Origin of the sequence: Pseudomonas taiwanensis DSM 21245 (genome assembly GCF_000425785.1) — a bacterium.
Lineage (GTDB): Bacteria > Pseudomonadota > Gammaproteobacteria > Pseudomonadales > Pseudomonadaceae > Aquipseudomonas > Aquipseudomonas taiwanensis.
In genome coordinates this window covers 138,747-157,437 of sequence record NZ_AUEC01000005.1, presented here as the reverse complement: position 1 = coordinate 157,437, position 18,691 = coordinate 138,747, and the positions used below count along the sequence as shown (strand labels likewise).

Sequence of the window (18,691 nt, the reverse complement as noted above, 5' to 3'; positions counted from 1 at the left end):
TGATCAGATGTCCCAGACCACATTGATGGCGAAGTTACGCCCCGGCATGGTGAGGCGATCGAGGTTGGCCGGCTGGGTCACCGCCGCTTCGCCCTGGCCGTCGTAGCTGCGTACCGAATCCCACTGCCAGTACTTCTTGTCGGTGAGGTTATACAAGCCGGCGTTGAGGGTGACGTCGTCGGTCACTTTGTAGAAGCCGGTCAGGTCCAGGACACCGTAGCCTGGTGTGCGGAATTTCGTGCTCGAACCGTCCGGAGCATAGAAGGCGGTGTCGTCCACGCGAGTCTTGCGCTTGACCAGCGTCCAGCTCAGCAGGCCGCCGAAATTCGGCTGCTCGTAACCCAGTCCGAACACACCGGTCAGCGGGTTGACGGTATTCAGCGGTTGGCCGGTGTCGTCGTTGCGACCATAGGCATAGGCGATCGACGTCTGGGTGTACAGGCCCTGCGGCGCGCCGAAGTGGTCCAGGTTCAAGCGGCCCTTGAATTCGGCGCCCTTGATGGTGGCATGCCTGATGTTGTTGGCCTGGAAGGTCTGCTCCAGGTTGGCGCTTTGCACGGCGTCCTCATCGATGAAGTCGCGGTACTTGTTGTAGAACACCGCCACATCGAAGTGACCGGCATCGAAGTTGCCGCGCAGGCCGGTCTCGTAGCTCTTGCTTTTTTCCGGCTCAAGCCCAGGGTTGCCCTTGACGCTGTAGCCCAGGGTCTGGTTTTCGAAGCGGCCATACATGGACTTGGCGGTCGGTGTGCGGAAGCCTTCGGCATATTGGCCGTACCAGGTGTAGTTGTCATTGAAGGCATAGGTGATGCCGAACTTGGGCGACACGCGGTGCCACTTCTTGTCCGAGTCGTCGCTATCGGTAGGTGCCGAGGTGCCGGAGCCTTGCAGGCCGCGCAGGTACGCTTCGGTGAACTTGGGCTCCATGCGGGTGTAGTCATAGCGAGCGCCGGGCATGAACGTCCAGTTGTTCCAGCGGATCTCATCCTGGGCGAACAGGCTGTAGGTGTTGACGGTTGGGTCCGGGAAATCGCTGACCAACACCTGGCCGTCACGCGAACTGTCCTGGCCGACGAAGGTGCAGGAGCCTCCGATGTTGAGGCAGGTGCCGGTGCCGCTGCGCGAGCCGGTGACCTTTTCGTGTTTCACGGTGGTGCCGTATGTCAGCACGTGGTCGGTCTGGCCGAGGCTGAAGGCCTTGTCCAGCTGCGCATCGAACACCCACTGGCGGTCCTTGTAAGTGGTCTGGCGTTCGCGCATAACTTCACGGCCCGATGCCGCGTACAGTTCGTCTGTGCGCTGGTCGGTCTTGGCGATCTGGTAGTTCAGGCTCCACTTCACATGGTCGGCGACCAGGCTGTCGAGACCGAACTGGTGATCGATGCCGAAGCGTTCCCGGGTGATGGTGTCGTTACCCTGACGCATGCGATAGGCGTTCATGCCGCCGAAGCCCGGAATGAACGGTCCGCCCACGGCGCTGAGGATATTCTGGTCGCGGTCATCCTTGTAACGCTCGTAGGTGAAACCCAGGCGTGCATCGTCGGCATAGTCCCAGCCCAGTTTGGCCAGCACGTTGGTGGTACGCGCATCCTGCGGGTTGGCTTCGGTGCGGTCCAGGCCGGTGCCGCCGTGGCTGCCGTAGGACTCGGTCTCGTGGCCATTGCGCTGGCTCAGGTGCAGCAGAGCGTCGAAATCGCCCTGGCGACCGGCCACCGTGGCGGAGGTCAGCCAGCTGTCGTCGGCCGAGCTGTAGCCGGTCTTCAGGCGCACACCGGCGTCCTTGCCGGACTTGATGATGTCGTCCGGGTCGAGGGTGAAGTAGCTTACCGCGCCACCGATGGCGTTGCTGCCGTACAGCACTGAGGCTGGGCCACGCAGAATCTCCACCCGCTTGACGATCTCTGGGTCTACATAATTGCGCTGGGTCTGAGCGTAGGGGCCATAGAAGAAACTGTCGGGAATGGACACGCCATCGACCTGGGTGAGGATGCGTTCACCGTCGATGCCGCGGATGTTGTAGCCGTTCAGGCCACTGCGCTGGCCGGTGCCAGCCACCGAAACACCTGGCTCGTAGCGCACCAGGTCCTGGATGTTGTTGACGTTTTGGCGGTCCAGCTGTTCACGGTTCTGCACGGTCACGGTGCTGGGCACCTGGCTGACTTCCTGGGCGCTGCGGGTGGCGCTGACGGTCAACTGCTGCAGGGCGATGGCCTTACCGGCCGACTGGCGCTCGAGCACCACGTTGCCGTTGCCGATCTTGCGAAAGCCCAGGCCGGTGCCATGCAACAACTGCTTGAGCGCAGCATCTGGCGGCAGAGAGCCTTGCACGCCTGGGGAGGCGATCCCCTCGGCCAGCGGCGCGCTGAACCCGACCTGCCACCCGGTGACCTGGCTGAACGCATTGATCGCCGCCACCAGCGGTTGCTGGGCAATGTCGAAGCGGTAGTCGCCCATGCGCGGGCTACTGGCTTGGGCCGGCTCGGCGGCCAGCGCCGGCAAGCAGCAGGCGCCGCTGGCAAGCAGGGCCAGGGTCAGTAGGGACAATTGCCCGGTACGGCGGGGAAGGGTGGACGGACGAGCTGGGGCTGTGGACATCGAAAGCGCTCCCTGACGCGCGAACTGTTATAGGTGATGTCTGTTCTTGTTTTTAAACAAGAATCAGTTGCATTGGCTATAACGTGACGGGCGGGGTGCTGCGATCGCGTAAAAATAATCTGGCCGTCGGTGATTCGGCTTGGCGACGGATTGCGGCGATGGGGCCAGGGCAGGATTTCTAGTTGAGAATGACCAGGGCCGGGTACTCATGCAACTGGGCCGACGTGATATGAGCCAGGGCACGCAAGGTTTCCAATGGCTGATCGAGGCGGTAGTTGCCAGTGACGGCTACATCGTCCAGCTGGCTGTTGCGGTTGATGATCCAACCGGGGTAGTAGCGCCGGACCTCCGCCAGCACCTGGCTCAGTGGGCAGTTTTCGAACACCAGGCGGCCGTCGACCCAGGCCAGGTCCTTGTCCATGTCTGGACGTTGGCGCTGGCCGAACCCTTTGGGGCCGACACTGATGCTGTCGCCAGCATTGAGGCGGATACGCTCGTCGCTGGCAGCCAGCAAGTCCACATCGCCACGCTGGACGCGCACCTGGGCTTCGCCATCGAGGTAGCGTACGGCGAAATCGGTGTCCCGCACCTGGGCGCGTAGTGGGCCTGCTTGCACTTCCAGCGGCAGTTGGGCGCCGCCGGGTACCTGGAAGTAAGCCTCGCCTTGTAGCAGCCGCGCGATCGACCGGCCGTCGCGCTGGTCGCTGGCCAAGGCTGAATGGGTGTTGAGCAGCACCTTGGCGCCACCGTCCAATGCCAGCCGCTGACGTTCGCCAACCACGGTCAGATGATCGGCTTGCAGGCGTATCGGCAGGTTGCCGAAGGCGAACAGACCCACCATCAGGACGGCAGCGGTGGCCAAGGGTTTCCAGTGACGTCGCAGGCGCCCATGCAAGGAGCGGCGCTGCTCCTGGTTCAGTTGCAGCGCCGCCTTGCGCAAAGCGGCACCATTCCACAGCGCCTCTGCTTCGACATAGGCCTCGGCGTTTTCCGGCGCGGCGCTCAGCCATGCCTCGAAGGCACGGGTATCGTCTTGGTCAGCGCATTGCAGGCGGATGAGCCAGTCCAGCGCCTCGTCCATGGCACGGGCACGGGCGTCGGGCCCGGCAGGTGACGAGTGAGTGACGGGGCTGTCGGTCACGGGTAATCCTTGAAATGATTTTCCACGAATGATCAAGGCTTGGGTCAGGCATGGCAAGGGCCTGGCCGTGCCAATCAGGCGGGCGGTCGGCTTACTTGAGGCGGTCGGCCACACCCATGCAGATGGCCATGATCAGCTTCAGTTCCTTCTGTACCGTGCTGGCCGAGACGTTCAGTTGCTCGGCGATTTCCAGGTAGCTGGCGCCCTGCAGGCGGCTGAGAATGAAGATGCGTTGCTGGCGAGGGGTAAGCTGGCCAAGGCTCACGCTCAGGCGTTTGAGTATCTGTTCGGCGTGGGCGGCGTCTTCGCTGCTGCTGGTCGGTGCGGCGACGTTGTGCAAGACCTCTTCGGGCACGTCATCGACCAGGGTACGCGACTGCATCCGGCGCGTGCGCAGGTGGTCCAGTGCCAGGTTGCGCGCGGTCTGGAAAACGAACGGTTCCAGGTGTTCGATGGGACGCTCGCTCAGAGCACGGGAAACCCGCAGGTAGGTTTCCTGCAGCAAGTCCTCGGCGGTGCTGGGGTTGCCCACCATGCGCTGCAGGGTGCGCAGCAAGCTAAGGCGCTGAACGAGGAAGACGGAGTTGAACCGGGACTGACTCACGGTGGGACCTGGCCGATGAAAAGTTAATGATAATGCTTATCATCCGCTCGCAGGGTCAAGCCCGAAAGTGTTAGTAAAAGGTAAAGATTGTCGGCAGTGCAGTTAAATGAGTTGCTGTAGAGGCCTCTCGCGAGACAAGCCTGCCTGCTCCCACTGGGAGCAGGCTTGCCGGCGACACGGCCGAGGGATCAGCGCGCGCTGCACAAAGCCAGGCAGTTATCCAGCATGCGGTTGGAGAACCCCCACTCGTTGTCGTACCAGGCCAGTACCTTGAGCATGCGTCCGTTGGCGCGGGTGTGGTTGGCGTCGAAGATCGACGACAGCGGGTTATGGTTGAAGTCGCACGACACCAGCGGCAGGGCGTTGTAGCCCAGCACCTTGGAATGCCGGCTCGCCTCCAGGAACAGTTGGTTGACCTCGTCGCTGCTGACCTCGCGCTTGAGGTTGACGGTGAGGTCGACCAGCGACACGTTGATCACCGGCACTCGCACGGCCATGCCGGTGAGCTTGCCGGCCAGTTCCGGGAGTACCAGGCCGACCGCCTCGGCCGCGCCGGTCTTGCTCGGAATCATCGACTGGGTGGCCGAGCGTGCCCGGTACGGGTCGCTGTGGTACACATCGGTCAGCACCTGGTCATTGGTGTAGGCGTGGATGGTGGTCATCAGCCCTTGCTCGATGCCGAACTCACGGTGCAGCACCTGGGCGATCGGCGCCAGGCAGTTGGTGGTGCACGAGGCATTGGAGATGATCTGGTGCGAGGCGCGCAGGATGTCGTGGTTGACGCCATAGACCACGGTGGCATCGGCGCCCTTGGCCGGTGCCGAGACAATCACCTTGCCGGCTCCCGCGGCCAGGTGGGCAGCCGCCTTGGCCCGTTCGGTGAACAGGCCGGTGCATTCGAATACCACGTCGATCGCTTCGGCTTTCCAGGGCAGTTCGGCCGGGTTGCGGATGGCACTGACGGCGATGCGGTCGCCGTTGACCGTGATGCTCTCATGGTCTGCCTCGACGATGGCGTCGAAGGTGCCATGCACGCTGTCGTATTTGAGCAGATGGGCGTTCATCGCGCTGTCACCCAGGTCGTTGATGGCGACGACCTGCAAGTCCTGGCGGTAGCCTTGGGTATACAGTGCGCGCAGGACATTGCGCCCGATGCGGCCGAATCCATTGATCGCGATACGAAGGGTCATGGCATTACCTCTGGCAGTCCGAGTGAAGCTTGTGGCAAAAAGGAGCTTCACTGAAACGGTTTTGTTGTTGGAATTACAAGATTATTCACTGGCAGATAGAAAACAAGCCTTTTTGATGGCAGTATTTTGTTTAAATATACAACGAGTGGTTGGGAAAGCCCCTTTGTCGATGCGTCAGGCCCTGTTTCCATGAGCCTAGGTGGCAATCGTTTGAAGGGGAAATGCCCCGGTAAACCGCCCTTACCGTTAGTCTGGAGTCCAGTACATGCATCCGCGCATCCTTGAGGTTACCCAACGGCTGGTCGAGCGCAGCCGTGCCACCCGTGAACGCTACTTGCAGCTGATTCGAGGGGCGGCGACCGACGGACCCATGCGTGCCAGCCTGCAGTGCGCTAACTTCGCCCACGGTGTGGCCGGTTGCGGCGCTCAGGACAAGCAAAGCCTGCGAATGATGAACGCGGCCAACGTCGCCATCGTCTCGGCCTACAACGACATGCTCTCGGCGCATCAGCCCTATCTGCACTTCCCCGACCAGATCAAGCGAGCCCTTCGTGAGGTCGGCTCGGTCGGCCAGTTCGCAGGTGGCGTACCTGCCATGTGCGATGGCGTGACCCAGGGTGAGCCGGGCATGGAGTTGGCCATTGCCAGCCGCGAAGTGATCGCCATGTCCACAGCGGTCGCCCTGTCGCACAACATGTTCGACGCCGCATTGATGCTGGGTATCTGCGACAAGATCGTGCCCGGATTGATGATGGGGGCACTGCGCTTCGGGCATCTGCCGACCATCTTCGTGCCAGGTGGCCCCATGCCCTCGGGTATCTCCAACAAGGAGAAGGCCGATGTGCGCCAGCGTTACGCCGAGGGCAAGGCCACCCGCGAGCAGCTGCTGGAATCGGAAATGAAGTCCTACCACAGCCCCGGGACCTGCACCTTCTACGGCACCGCCAACACCAACCAGCTGGTCATGGAAGTGATGGGCCTGCACCTGCCGGGAGCCTCGTTCGTAAACCCTTACACCCCACTGCGCGAGGCGCTGACTGCCGAGGCCGCCCAGCAGGTCACCCGGATGACCAAGGCCAGCGGCAACTTCATGCCCTTGGGCGAAATCGTCGATGAGAAAGCGCTGGTCAATTCCATCGTCGCCTTGCATGCCACCGGTGGCTCCACCAATCACACCCTGCACATTCCTGCCATTGCCCAGGCGGCGGGCATTCAGCTGACGTGGCAGGACATGGCCGACCTGTCCGAGGTGGTGCCGACCTTGTCTCACGTCTATCCGAACGGCAAGGCTGACATCAACCACTTCCAGGCGGCGGGCGGCATGTCGTTCCTGATCCGCGAGCTGCTCGATGCCGGGCTGCTGCACGAGGACGTCAACACCGTGGCTGGCCACGGCCTGCGCCGTTATACGCAGGAGCCGTTCCTGGAGGATGGCAAGTTGGTATGGCGCGAAGGCCCGACTCAAAGCCTGGACGAAAGTATCCTGCGTCCGGTGGCGCGGCCGTTTTCGGCCGAAGGTGGCCTGCGGGTGATGGAGGGCAACCTCGGCCGTGGTGTGATGAAGGTGTCTGCCGTGGCGGCTGAACATCAGGTCGTCGAGGCTCCGGCCCGGGTGTTCCACGACCAGCAATCCCTGGCCGATGCCTTCAAGGCCGGCGAGCTGGAGCGCGATTTCGTTGCTGTGGTGCGCTTCCAGGGGCCACGTTGCAATGGCATGCCAGAGCTGCACAAGCTGACGCCGTTCCTCGGGGTGCTGCAAGACCGCGGCTACAAGGTGGCACTGGTGACCGACGGGCGCATGTCCGGTGCTTCGGGCAAGATCCCGGCAGCGATCCACGTTTGTCCCGAAGCCTTTGACGGTGGCCCGCTGGCACGGGTGCGCGATGGTGATATCGTGCGCGTCGATGGTGTCGAAGGCACGCTGCGGGTGATGGTTTCCAATGAGGAACTGGCCAGCCGCGATCTGCCGCCAGCGCCCCAGGGCAACGACCTGGGCTGCGGGCGCGAGCTGTTCGGCTTCATGCGTATGGCGTTCAGCCCGGCCGAGAAGGGGGCAAGCGCCTTTACCTCGGCTCTGGAGAACCTCAAATGAAGGCATTGCTGGTCGGCGACATCGGTGGCACCAATGCACGTTTTGCCCTGTGGCGCGACAACCAGCTCAAGGCCGTGAAGGTACTGGCGACAGCGGACTACACCAGCCCCGAACAGGCCATCGAGGCTTACCTGGCCGAGCAGGGTATCGCCCGCGGCGGCCTTGAGGCCGTGTGCCTGGCAGTGGCAGGGCCTGTGAGTGGCGACGAGTTTCGCTTCACCAACAATCACTGGCGCCTGAGCCGTAGCGCCTTCTGCCAGACGTTGCAGGTCGAACGGTTGCTGCTGCTCAATGACTTTTCCGCCATGGCCCTGGGGATGACCCGTCTGCGTGAAGGCGAGTTCCGCGAGGTTTGTCCAGGGACGCCAGACCTCTCGCGACCCGCGCTGGTCATCGGCCCGGGAACGGGTCTGGGAGTCGGTAGCTTGTTGCGCCTGGAGGATCAGCGTTGGCTGGCTTTGCCGGGCGAGGGCGGGCATGTTGACCTGCCGGTGGGCAATGCCCGTGAAGCGGCTATCCATCAGCAGATCCACAGCCAGATTGGCCATGTGAGCGCCGAGACCGTGCTCAGTGGGGGGGGGCTGGTGCGCTTGTATCAAGCCATTTGCGCGCTGGATGGCCAAGCCCCGCGACACAAGACCCCTGCCGAGGTCACCGACGCCGCGCTGGCCGGTGAGCCACGGGCGCTGGAGGTGATCGAGCAGTTCTGCCGGTTCCTCGGACGGGTGGCCGGTAACAATGTTCTTACCTTGGGCGCGCGGGGCGGAGTCTATATTGTCGGCGGTGTGATTCCGCGTTTTGCCGAGTTGTTCCTGAGCAGCGGTTTTGCCACGAGCTTCGCTGACAAGGGCTGCATGAGCGGTTACTTCGCTGGCGTCCCGGTGTGGTTGGTGACGGCTGAGTTTTCCGGCTTGCTGGGCGCTGGGGTGGCGTTAGGGCAGGCGCTGGATCACTGAGTTTCCAGAAAAGGGGCGCTGTTGCGCCCCCGATTGGCAGAGAGGAGCCGGCTTGCCGGCGATTGGGGCGCGAAGCGGCCCATGCAGCAGGCGACCAAGACCTGCGACAACGAGAGGGCGGGATACCTTGAGCACTGCCGGAAAATCGATCCTCATGGTCGACGATGACCAGGAGATCCGTGAACTGTTGCAAACCTACTTGAGTCGTGCCGGTTTCCAGGTGCATGCCGAAGCCGACGGTCAGGGATTTCGCCGGGCACTGGAAAACACCCCCTGCGACTTGGTGATCCTGGATGTCATGCTGCCCGACGAAGACGGTTTCAGCCTGTGCCGCTGGATTCGCCAGCACCCTCGTCAATCGCGGGTGCCGATCATCATGCTCACCGCCAGCTCCGACGAAGCCGACCGGGTGATCGGCCTGGAACTGGGGGCCGACGATTACCTGGGCAAGCCGTTCAGCCCCCGTGAACTTCAGGCGCGCATCAAGGCGCTATTGCGTCGTGCCGAGTTTGGCCAGGCCACGCCCAACGGGGTGGTGCTGGCCTTCGACGACTGGCGTCTGGACACGGTCAGTCACCGCCTGTTCCACCGCGATGGCGAGGAAGTGACCCTGTCCGGCGCCGACTTCGCCTTGCTCAAGCTGTTTCTCGATCACCCCCAGCAGATTCTCGACCGCGACACCATTGGCAACGCCACCCGTGGCCGCGAGCCGATGCCCCTGGATCGCATCGTCGACATGGGCGTGAGCCGCCTGCGTCAACGCTTGCGTGATACCGACAAGCCGCCGCGGTTGATCCGTACTGTGCGCGGCAGTGGTTACCTGCTGGCCGCCAATGTCCACTGCACGTCCTGAGCGGCGCTGGCGCCTGCTGCCTCGCTCGTTGCTGGGGCGCATGCTGCTGCTGACCCTGTTGGTGGTGCTGGTCGCCCAGGGCCTGTCGAGCGTGATCTGGGTGGCTCAGTTGCGGGCCAGCCAGTTGCAGGGGCTGCGTGCCAGCGCCGCCAGCCTTGCCCATTCCATGAGTGCCAGTGTCAGCTATTTCCGCTCGTTGCCGGTGGCTTTCCGGCCGATGGTCCTGGACCAGTTGCGCAGCATGGGTGGCACGCGTTTCTTCGTCTCGCTCAACGACAAGCCACTGGAGATGCCGGTGCTGCCCATCACGCCGCGTAAGCAGGCAGTGATCGAGGTGTTTCAGCAAGTGCTGCACGAACGGCTCGGGCCGCAGATGGAGATCTCCGTCGAGTTCGTCAGCCCCGATGACCTGCGTATCTTCAATAGCGGCCTGAAGCTCGACGAGCTGCCGCGCTCCTGGGCGCACTATTCGCTGACCCTGGAACCGCTCAACCCGCCTGTGCTGGTGACGCAGATCCGTCTGGGCGAGGGCGAGTGGCTGTACATCGCGTCGCTGCTGCCCGAGCCCTATACCAGCCTGGAGGCCGAGCGCCTGCCACGCCAGCAGATCGGTTTCATCGTGCTGACCACTGCATTGCTGTTGCTGTTCATCGGTCTGTTGGTGCACTGGCAGAGCTGGCCGCTCAAGCGTCTGGCCCGGGCGGCGCGGGAGATGTCGCTGGGGGCCGATGTGGCGCCCGTGGTCGAAGGTGGTGGCAGCGAGGTGGCCGAAGTGGGCCGCGCCTTCAACAACATGCGCGAGCGCATCAGCCGCTACCTCACGGAGCGCTCCCAGCTGTTCAGCGCCATTTCCCATGACCTGCGAACGCCCATCACTCGCTTGCGTCTGCGGGTCGAACTGTTGGAGGACGAGCGCCTGCAAGCCAAGTTCAGCCAGGACCTGGATGAGCTGGAGTTGCTGGTCAAGGGTGCGTTGCAATGCGTGAAGGACACCGACATTCACGAGAACATCGAGCCGATCGACCTCAACCAGGTGTTGGAAATCCTTGCCGAGCCATACCTGGGCGATGGCAGGATCACGCTCGAGGGGCGCGCCCTGGCGGCGTATCCGGGCAAGCCGCTGGCCTTGCGCCGGTGCATCGGCAACCTGATCGACAATGCCATCAAGTACGGCGAGCGGGCGCATTTGCGCATCCTCGACAGTGCCGAGGGGTTTGTCCTGCAAGTGGATGACCAGGGCCCCGGGGTGCCGGAGCAGCGCCTGGAGCAGGTGTTCGAGCCCCACTTCCGCTTGGCCGGGCAGCAGCAAGGGTACGGATTGGGCCTGGGGATTGCGCGCAACATCGCCCATAGCCATGGGGGAGAGGTGAGTCTGCTCAACCTGCGCGAGGGTGGGTTGAGGGTGACGTTGTACCTGCCGCGTGGGGCCGATTGACTGGGCGGTCGGTGGCGGCCCTCCACGGGTGCTCCTAGGCGGTTGTGCGCGCAGTGGACAGTGAATGTAACCAAACGATGACATTCGCACATCGCTTCGTTACCTGGCGTGGTCCGTGCGCTGATTAGACTCATGCCATGCAAGCGACAGTCTTGCCCGGCATAACAACAAGAAAAGGTGCTCTCATGTATTCCACGCTCCGCCTCGCTGCCGCGATCTCCCTCGCTTCGCTCCTCCCATTAAGCGCCCTTGCTGCCGATTCCAAAGGCAATGTCGAGGTGGTGCACTGGTGGACGTCGGGTGGAGAAAAAGCCGCAGCCGATGTGCTCAAGGCCCAGGTCGAGAAAGATGGCTTCACCTGGAAGGATGGCGCCGTCGCAGGCGGTGGTGGTGCCACGGCCATGACCGTGCTCAAGAGTCGCGCAGTGGCCGGCAACCCGCCCGCCGTGGCCCAGATCAAGGGCCCCGACATCCAGGATTGGGCCGCCACCGGTCTGCTCGACGCCGATGTGCTCAAGCCTGTCGCCGAGCAGGAAAAATGGGACACCCTGCTCGACAAGAAAGTCGCTGCCACCGTGAAGTACGACGGTGACTACGTGGCGGTGCCGGTGAATATTCACCGCACCAACTGGCTGTGGATCAACCCTGAGGTGTTCAAGAAAGCCGGCATCGACAAGGCACCGGCAACGCTCGAGGAATTCTACGCCGCTGCCGACAAGCTCAAGGCTGCTGGCTTCATTGCGCTCGCCCATGGCGGCCAACCCTGGCAGGACAGCACCGTGTTCGAGAGCGTGGCGCTCTCGGTCATGGGCGTCGACGGCTACAAGAAGGCACTGGTCGAACTCGACAAGGACGCCCTGACCGGGCCTGGAATGGTCAAGACCCTGACCGAGCTGAAGAAACTCGCCACCTACATGGACCCTGACGGCAAGGGCCAGGACTGGAACCTCGAAGCGGCCAAGGTCATCAACGGCAAGGCAGGCATGCAGATCATGGGCGACTGGGCCAAGAGCGAGTGGACCCTGGCGAAGAAAACCGCCGGCAAGGACTACCAGTGCGTGCCATTCCCCGGTACCGAAAAGGCCTTCCTGTACAACATCGACTCGTTGGTGGTGTTCAAGCAGAAGGATGAGGGCACCGCAGCAGGCCAGCAGGATATTGCCCGGATCGTGCTCGGCAAGGACTTCCAGAAACTCTTCAGCACCAACAAGGGGTCGATTCCGGTACGCAACGACATGCTCGCGCAGATGGGGCAGTACGGCTTCGATGCCTGCGCCCAGGCCTCTGCCAAGGACTTCCTTGCCGATGCTGGCAACGGCGGTCTGCAACCGAGCATGGCGCACAACATGGCCACGACCCTGGCCGTGCAGGGCGCGTTCTTCGATGTGGTGACCAACTACATCAACGACCCCAAGGCCGACCCGGCCGATGCGGCGAAGAAGCTGGCAGCGGCGATCCAGGCTGCCCAGTAGCCGATGTCACAGCCGTAGATCCGGCACGGTCCCTGTGGGAGCGGGCTCACCCGCGAAGCGTACACCGCGATTGCAGGTCAAGGGCTTGGCCTTTGTTCGCAGATAGGCCCGCTTCCACAGGTCACTCCTACACCAGGACGTCCCATTCCTGAATCGGGGTTTCAATCATGACTACGACAACCGCCCGACTGCGGGCCTCGCCCCTGGACGCTCTACAGCGCTGGCTACCGAAACTGGTGCTGGCGCCGAGCATGTTCATCGTCCTGGTGGGCTTCTATGGCTATATCCTGTGGACCTTCGTCCTCTCGTTCACCACGTCCACCTTCCTGCCGACGTACAAATGGGCAGGCCTGGCGCAATACGCCCGTCTGTTCGACAACGACCGCTGGTGGGTAGCCAGCAAGAACCTACTGGTGTTCGGCGGGCTGTTCATCGCCATCACCCTGGCCATTGGCGTCCTGCTGGCGGTGCTGCTCGATCAGCGCATCCGTCGCGAGGGCTTCATCCGCACCATCTACCTGTACCCGATGGCGCTGTCGATGATCGTCACCGGCACCGCCTGGAAGTGGTTGCTCAACCCTGGCATGGGGTTGGACAAGCTGCTGCGTGACTGGGGATGGGAGGGTTTTCGCCTGGATTGGCTGATCGACCCCGATCGGGTGGTGTACTGCCTGGTCATCGCCGCTGTCTGGCAGGCTTCGGGGTTCATCATGGCGATGTTTCTCGCCGGGCTTCGGGGTGTCGACCAGTCGATCATCCGTGCCGCCCAGATCGACGGGGCCAGTCTGCCGCGCATCTACTGGACCGTGGTGCTGCCGAGCCTGCGCCCGGTGTTCTTCAGCGCGTTGATGATCCTCTCGCACATCGCCATCAAGAGCTTTGACCTGGTGGCGGCGATGACTGCGGGCGGGCCGGGTTACTCCTCCGACTTGCCGGCCATGTTCATGTATTCCTTCACCTTCAGTCGCGGTCAGATGGGCATGGGGTCGGCCAGCGCCATCCTGATGCTCGTGGCGATTCTCGCGATCCTGGTGCCGTACCTGTACTCCGAGCTCAGGAGCAAGCGCCATGCATAGCCCTTTGGACAAACCGGCGATGAGCCTTGGTCGTCTCGCCATCCATGCAGTGCTGCTGATGGCCGTGCTGCTGTACCTGGTACCACTGGTGGTGATGGTGCTGACCAGTTTCAAGACCCCGGAAGACATCGGCAGCGGCAACCTGTTGAGCTGGCCGGCGGTGTTCACCGGCATCGGCTGGGTCAAGGCCTGGAGCACGGTAAGCGGTTACTTCTGGAACTCGATCCTGATCACCGTCCCGGCCGTGGTGATCTCCACGGCCATCGGTGCGCTGAACGGTTACGTGCTGTCGATGTGGCGCTTCCGTGGTTCGCAGCTGTTCTTCGGGTTGTTGCTGTTCGGCTGCTTCCTGCCGTTCCAGACCGTCTTGCTGCCAGCTTCGTTCACCCTCGGCAAGCTCGGCCTGGCCAGTACCACCAGTGGCTTGGTGCTGGTGCACGTGGTGTATGGCCTGGCCTTCACCACGTTGTTCTTCCGCAACTTCTACGTAAGCGTCCCGGATGCGCTGGTCAAGGCGGCGCGTCTTGATGGCGCGGGGTTCTTCACCATCTTCCGCCGCATCATCCTGCCGATGTCGACGCCGATCATCATGGTCTGCCTGATCTGGCAGTTCACTCAGATCTGGAACGACTTCCTGTTCGGGGTGGTGTTCTCCAGTGGCGATTCGCAACCGATCACCGTGGCCCTGAACAACCTGGTCAACACCAGCACCGGGGCCAAGGAATACAACGTCGACATGGCAGCGGCGATGATCGCCGGCCTGCCAACCCTGCTGGTCTATGTGGTGGCAGGCAAGTATTTCGTCCGCGGGCTGACCGCCGGCGCCGTCAAGGGGTAAGTCATGGCAACGCTTGAACTTCGCAACGTCAACAAGACCTACGGCAGCGGTTTGCCGGACACCCTCAAGGACATTCAGCTGTCGATCAAGGACGGTGAGTTCCTGATCCTGGTGGGCCCTTCGGGCTGTGGCAAATCGACCTTGATGAACTGCATCGCGGGTCTTGAGCAGATCACCGGGGGCGCGATCCTGATCGACGACCAGGATGTCAGCGGCATGAGTCCGAAGGATCGCGATATCGCCATGGTGTTCCAGTCCTATGCCCTGTATCCGACCATGAGCGTGCGCGAGAACATCGAGTTCGGCCTGAAGATTCGCAAGATGCCGCAGGCCGCCATCGATGAGGAGGTGGCGCGGGTGTCCAAGTTGCTGCAGATCGAGCACTTGCTCGCCCGTAAGCCGGCCCAGCTGTCCGGCGGTCAGCAGCAGCGGGTAGCCATGGGCCGGGCCCTGGCGCGGCGGCCGAAGATCTACCTGTTCGACGAGCCGTTATCGAACCTCGATGCCAAGCTGCGGGTAGAGATGCGCACCGAGATGAAACTCATGCACCAACGCCTGCGCACCACCACGGTGTACGTGACCCACGACCAGATCGAGGCCATGACCCTGGGCGACAAGGTAGCGGTGATGAAGGACGGCATCATTCAACAGTTCGGCACGCCACAGCAGATCTATAACGACCCCGCCAACCAGTTCGTGGCCAGTTTCATTGGTTCGCCGCCAATGAATTTCATCCCTGTGCGTCTGACGAAGCAGGAGGGCCGCCTGCTGGCCTTGCTCGACAGTGGCCAGGCACGGTGCGAGCTGCCGCTGGGGGCGGCCAGCGATACGCTCGATGGGCGCGAGATCATCCTTGGTATCCGCCCGGAGCAGATCTCGCTGGGAGCCGGCGAGGGCAATGGCTTGCCAGGGATTCGCGCCGAGGTCGAAGTTACCGAGCCCACCGGGCCGGACCTGCTGGTGTTCGTCACCCTCAACCAGACCAAGGTCTGCTGCCGACTGGCGCCGGATGTGGCGTGCCGGGTCGGTGACAACCTCAACCTGCAGTTCGACCCGGCCAGGGTGCTGCTGTTCGACGCCGCCACCGGCGAGCGCCTGGACCCTGCCGCCAGCAGCGCTGCAGTAAAGGACAACGTGGCCCGCTTCAAGGGACGTTGAAACGTCTACACCATCAAATAAGAACAAAGAGGACGCAAAAGGATGGAACAGCGCAATCGCATCAAGACATTAGGCTCGCTGGCCTTGCTGGCGCCATTGGCCATGCTCGGCAGCGGCGGGGCGCAAGCTGCCGAGGCATTTTCCAGCGAGTCGAAGTGGATGACCGGCGACTGGGGTGGCACGCGTACCGAACTGCTGGAAAAGGGTTACGACTTCACCCTCGATTACGTCGGTGAGGTGGCTGGCAACCTCAACGGAGGCTACAACGACGACAAGACGGCCCGTTACAGCGACCAGTTCGCCCTCGGTGCGCACCTGGACCTGGAAAAGATCTTTGGCTGGAACGACACCGAGTTCAAGCTGGCGATCACCGAGCGTAGCGGTCGTAACCTGTCCAACGACCGGATCAGCGACCCGCGTGCCGGACAGTTCAGTTCGGTGCAGGAAGTCTGGGGGCGCGGCCAGACCTGGCGGCTGACCCAGATGTGGATCAAGCAGAAGTACTTCGACGGTGCCCTGGATGTGAAATTCGGCCGCTTTGGCGAGGGGGAGGACTTCAACAGCTTCCCGTGCGACTTCCAGAACCTGGCGTTCTGTGGCTCGCAGGTGGGCAACTGGGTGGGCGGCATCTGGTACAACTGGCCAGTCAGCCAGTGGGCGCTGCGGGTCAAGTACAACATCACTCCGGAATTCTTCGTGCAGGTGGGGGCCTTCGAGCAGAACCCTTCCAACCTGGAAACCGGCAATGGCTTCAAACTCAGCGGCAGTGGTACCAAGGGCGCGATCCTGCCGGTAGAGATGGTCTGGTCGCCCCAGGTCAATCGGCTGCCGGGCGAGTACCGCCTGGGTTACTACTACAGCACGGCCAAGGCGGACGACGTGTACGACGACGTCAACGGCAACCCGCAGGCGCTGACCGGCGAGGCCTTCAAGTCGCATTCCAGCAAGCACGGTTGGTGGGTGGTGGCGCAGCAGCAGGTCACCGCCCATGGTGGCGATGTCAACCGTGGTCTGAGCCTGTTCGCCAACTTCACGGTTCACGACAAGGCCACCAACGTGGTCGACAACTACCAGCAGGTCGGGATGGTTTACAAAGGCGCCTTCGATGCCCGGCCCAAGGATGACATCGGCTTCGGCGTCGCCCGTATCCATGTCAACGATGATGTGAAAAAACGCGCCGAGCTGCTCAATGCCCAGAGCGGTATCAGCGATTACGACAACCCCGGCTTCGTGCCGCTGCAGCGCACCGAATACAACGCCGAGCTCTACTACGGTTTCCATGTGACCAATTGGCTGACGGTGCGCCCCAACCTTCAGTACATCAAGAGCCCGGGCGGTGTCGACGAGGTGGACAACGCGCTGGTCGCTGGCTTGAAGATTCAGTCGTCATTCTGAGGGTACTTGTTGTAAATTTACGCCAATCCAATCCCGTTACCCGGCATCCACTGGCTTGCAGTGGGTGTTGGGGATACGGAAAGACAGCGCTATCTCAAACAACAAGAGCTTGGAACCATGCCTGAACATCCGCTACATCGCTTCTTTTCCTCGCAACGGCCCAGGCCGACCTTCGAGTGGGAGCGTTACCAGCAGCGCGATGTGCTGATCATCGATCACCCCCGCTGCCAGGCGGTGTTCAGTCGCCAGGGGGCGCAGCTGTTGCATTTCCAGCCGGCTGGCGAGCGGCCATGGCTGTGGTGTGCCGAACAGTGGCCGCAAGTGGGGGCCATCCGCGGTGGTGTGCCGGTGTGTTGGCCTTGGTACGGCCGTCACCCCAGTGAGGACCTGTGGCCTGCCCATGGTTGGGCGCGCCTGCTCGACTGGAAGCTGGTAGACAGCCGAGAGGACGAAGAGGGGGTTACGCTCAAGTGGCGTCTTGACCTGTGCGACTGGCAGGTCGACTTGCATGCCAAGCTGGGCAGTCGCATGGAACTGAGCCTGAGCACCGAGCATCAGGACAGCGAACCCTGCCAGCTGAGTCATGCGCTGCTGGCTTACTGGCGTATTAGCGACGTGTCCGAGATAGCGCTGTCTGGGCTTGAAGACATCGAGGGCTACGACCGCCTGAACCGTCAGGTTTGCCGCGAAGGCGGCGCGCTCAAGCTCAAGGGCGGTTGCCAGAAGGTGTTTCCGGGTACCCCTCGTGTTCAGTTGCAGGACCCGGCCTGGCAGCGTGAATTGTGCATCGACACTGGCGACAGCGACGACACGGTGGTCTGGCACCCCGGCAACCGGCCGCTAATGGGTGTGAGCGGGCGAGAATGCCAGGGGTTCGTCTGTGTCGAGGCTGCCAGCGGCAGCGGCGAGGGCCTGAGCCTGGCGCCGGGGCAACGCGCCCACCTGCGTCTGCAGGCGCACCGGCTCAGCTGAGTTCGTCGTCCTCGATGGGGTAGCGGCTGGCGTTCAGGCTTTCCTTGATCTTGCGCAGGTGCGGCTGGAAGTCCACGCCACGGCGCAGGGTCATGCCGGTGGCCAGGACGTCGAGCACTGTCAGCTGGATGATCCGCGAGGTCATCGGCATGTAGATGTCGGTGTCCTCGGGCAGCGGGATGTGCAGGCTCAGGCTGCAGGCGTTGGCCAGCGGGGAGCCTGCGGCGGTCAGGCCCAGCACCGAAGCGCCGTTTTCCCGCGCCAGGCGTGCCACCTCGACCAGTTCGCGGGTGCGCCCGGTGTAGGAAATGATCACGAACAGGTCGCCGGTGTGGGCAACCGAGGCCAGCATGCGTTGCATCAGCACGTCGGCATGGGCCGACACGGCGAGGTTGAAGCGGAAGAACTTGTGTTGCGCATCAAGCGCCACCGGGGCTGAGGCGCCGAGGCCGAAGAAGTGGATCTGCCGGGCCTGGATCATCATGTCCACGGCGCGGCTGACCTGCTGCGGGTCGAGCTGCTGGCAGGCGCTGTCCAGGGAGGCGATGGCGCTGCCGAAGATCTTCTGCGTGTAGGCCGCCGGATCGTCGTCGGCCTCCACGGCGCGGCTGACATAGGCTGCGCCACTGGCCAGGCTCTGCGCCAGTTGCAGCTTGAGCTCGGGGTAGCCGCTGACGCCGAACGAGCGGCAGAAGCGGTTGACGGTCGGCTCGCTGACCTTGGCCGCTTGGGCCAGCGCGGCAATGCTGAAGCGGGTGGCTTGTTGCGGGTTGAGCAGGATGACTTCGGCGACTTTGCGTTCGGCCTTGTTCAGCTCGTCGAGGCGTCCCTGGATCTGCTCCAGGAGGTTTCGCACGCGGTCCATGGTATGTCCTTGGGTCGGGAAGACAGCCGGCTGCCTGGGCAGCAGGCTT

Annotated in this window: 16 protein-coding genes; 11 read left to right on the top strand and 5 right to left on the bottom strand. The window is 62.9% G+C overall.

Annotated elements, in window-relative coordinates:
- Positions 1-3: 3 nt before the first annotated feature.
- From H620_RS0100705 to gap, 4 genes are all read right to left on the bottom strand, one after another.
- Positions 4-2,595, bottom strand: coding sequence for a TonB-dependent receptor (locus tag H620_RS0100705; RefSeq protein ID WP_027906575.1), 2,592 nt, complete (start codon positions 2,593-2,595; stop codon positions 4-6).
- Between the two features lie 178 nt (positions 2,596-2,773).
- Positions 2,774-3,736: a FecR family protein gene (locus tag H620_RS0100700; protein WP_027906574.1), complete on the bottom strand. Its 963-nt coding sequence runs from the start codon at positions 3,734-3,736 to the stop codon at positions 2,774-2,776.
- Positions 3,737-3,827: 91 nt separating this feature from the next.
- Complete coding sequence (locus H620_RS0100695) at positions 3,828-4,340, bottom strand: RNA polymerase sigma factor (RefSeq protein WP_023382101.1); 513 nt, start codon at positions 4,338-4,340, stop codon at positions 3,828-3,830.
- Positions 4,341-4,528: 188 nt separating this feature from the next.
- Complete coding sequence (gap, locus tag H620_RS0100690) at positions 4,529-5,530, bottom strand: type I glyceraldehyde-3-phosphate dehydrogenase (RefSeq protein WP_023382100.1); 1,002 nt, start codon at positions 5,528-5,530, stop codon at positions 4,529-4,531.
- Between gap and H620_RS26825 the strand changes: the two genes are divergently transcribed.
- The 11 genes from H620_RS26825 (at position 5,529) to H620_RS0100640 (ending at position 17,777) form a co-directional block, all read left to right on the top strand.
- Positions 5,529-5,723 carry a hypothetical protein gene (locus H620_RS26825; protein WP_148299931.1) on the top strand — a complete coding sequence of 65 codons (195 nt, stop codon included), beginning with the start codon at positions 5,529-5,531 and terminating at the stop codon, positions 5,721-5,723. The two genes, gap and H620_RS26825, sit on opposite strands and share 2 nt — an antisense overlap.
- A 72-nt stretch (positions 5,724-5,795) precedes the next feature.
- Positions 5,796-7,622 carry a phosphogluconate dehydratase gene (gene edd, locus H620_RS0100685; protein ID WP_023382099.1) on the top strand — a complete coding sequence of 609 codons (1,827 nt, stop codon included), beginning with the start codon at positions 5,796-5,798 and terminating at the stop codon, positions 7,620-7,622.
- Positions 7,619-8,578: a glucokinase gene (locus H620_RS0100680; protein WP_023382098.1), complete on the top strand. Its 960-nt coding sequence runs from the start codon at positions 7,619-7,621 to the stop codon at positions 8,576-8,578. The genes edd and H620_RS0100680 overlap by 4 nt, the downstream gene beginning before the upstream one ends.
- Positions 8,579-8,705: 127 nt before the next feature.
- Entirely contained in the window at positions 8,706-9,431 is a 726-nt protein-coding gene (locus H620_RS0100675; protein ID WP_027906573.1) for a response regulator, read from the top strand.
- Positions 9,412-10,866, top strand: a complete 1,455-nt coding sequence (locus tag H620_RS0100670) for an ATP-binding protein (protein WP_023382096.1) — start codon at positions 9,412-9,414, stop codon at positions 10,864-10,866. The genes H620_RS0100675 and H620_RS0100670 overlap by 20 nt, the downstream gene beginning before the upstream one ends.
- Positions 10,867-11,051: 185 nt before the next feature.
- A complete protein-coding gene (locus H620_RS0100665; RefSeq protein WP_023382095.1) occupies positions 11,052-12,338 on the top strand; it encodes an ABC transporter substrate-binding protein in 1,287 nt (428 codons plus the stop codon).
- Positions 12,339-12,505: 167 nt separating this feature from the next.
- Entirely contained in the window at positions 12,506-13,414 is a 909-nt protein-coding gene (locus H620_RS0100660) for a carbohydrate ABC transporter permease (protein WP_027906572.1), read from the top strand.
- On the top strand, positions 13,407-14,252 hold the full coding sequence (locus H620_RS0100655; protein ID WP_023382093.1) for a carbohydrate ABC transporter permease: 846 nt from the start codon (positions 13,407-13,409) through the stop codon (positions 14,250-14,252). The genes H620_RS0100660 and H620_RS0100655 overlap by 8 nt, the downstream gene beginning before the upstream one ends.
- A gap of 3 nt (positions 14,253-14,255) precedes the next feature.
- Entirely contained in the window at positions 14,256-15,410 is a 1,155-nt protein-coding gene (locus tag H620_RS0100650; RefSeq protein WP_023382091.1) for an ABC transporter ATP-binding protein, read from the top strand.
- Between the two features lie 102 nt (positions 15,411-15,512).
- Complete coding sequence (locus tag H620_RS0100645; protein ID WP_244880937.1) at positions 15,513-16,805, top strand: carbohydrate porin; 1,293 nt, start codon at positions 15,513-15,515, stop codon at positions 16,803-16,805.
- Positions 16,806-16,922: 117 nt separating this feature from the next.
- Positions 16,923-17,777, top strand: coding sequence for a D-hexose-6-phosphate mutarotase (locus H620_RS0100640; RefSeq protein ID WP_023382089.1), 855 nt, complete (start codon positions 16,923-16,925; stop codon positions 17,775-17,777).
- On the opposite strand, the gene hexR is transcribed toward H620_RS0100640, so the two are convergent.
- Positions 17,770-18,633 (bottom strand): DNA-binding transcriptional regulator HexR, encoded by an 864-nt coding sequence (gene hexR / locus H620_RS0100635; RefSeq protein ID WP_177325267.1) that lies wholly within the window; start codon positions 18,631-18,633, stop codon positions 17,770-17,772. The two genes, H620_RS0100640 and hexR, sit on opposite strands and share 8 nt — an antisense overlap.
- Positions 18,634-18,691 lie beyond the last annotated feature (58 nt).

Bases quoted from the DNA above. Each gene is read 5' to 3' on its own strand.
- H620_RS0100705 (WP_027906575.1), bottom strand. From the start codon at position 2,595: ATGTCCACAGCCCCAGCTCGTCCGTCCACCCTTCCCCGCCGTACCGGG.
- H620_RS26825 (WP_148299931.1), top strand. From the start codon at position 5,529: ATGGCATTACCTCTGGCAGTCCGAGTGAAGCTTGTGGCAAAAAGGAGC.
- gap (WP_023382100.1), bottom strand. From the start codon at position 5,530: ATGACCCTTCGTATCGCGATCAATGGATTCGGCCGCATCGGGCGCAAT.
- edd (WP_023382099.1), top strand. From the start codon at position 5,796: ATGCATCCGCGCATCCTTGAGGTTACCCAACGGCTGGTCGAGCGCAGC.
- H620_RS0100680 (WP_023382098.1), top strand. From the start codon at position 7,619: ATGAAGGCATTGCTGGTCGGCGACATCGGTGGCACCAATGCACGTTTT.
- H620_RS0100670 (WP_023382096.1), top strand. From the start codon at position 9,412: ATGTCCACTGCACGTCCTGAGCGGCGCTGGCGCCTGCTGCCTCGCTCG.
- H620_RS0100665 (WP_023382095.1), top strand. From the start codon at position 11,052: ATGTATTCCACGCTCCGCCTCGCTGCCGCGATCTCCCTCGCTTCGCTC.
- H620_RS0100660 (WP_027906572.1), top strand. From the start codon at position 12,506: ATGACTACGACAACCGCCCGACTGCGGGCCTCGCCCCTGGACGCTCTA.
- H620_RS0100655 (WP_023382093.1), top strand. From the start codon at position 13,407: ATGCATAGCCCTTTGGACAAACCGGCGATGAGCCTTGGTCGTCTCGCC.
- H620_RS0100650 (WP_023382091.1), top strand. From the start codon at position 14,256: ATGGCAACGCTTGAACTTCGCAACGTCAACAAGACCTACGGCAGCGGT.
- H620_RS0100645 (WP_244880937.1), top strand. From the start codon at position 15,513: ATGCTCGGCAGCGGCGGGGCGCAAGCTGCCGAGGCATTTTCCAGCGAG.
- H620_RS0100640 (WP_023382089.1), top strand. From the start codon at position 16,923: ATGCCTGAACATCCGCTACATCGCTTCTTTTCCTCGCAACGGCCCAGG.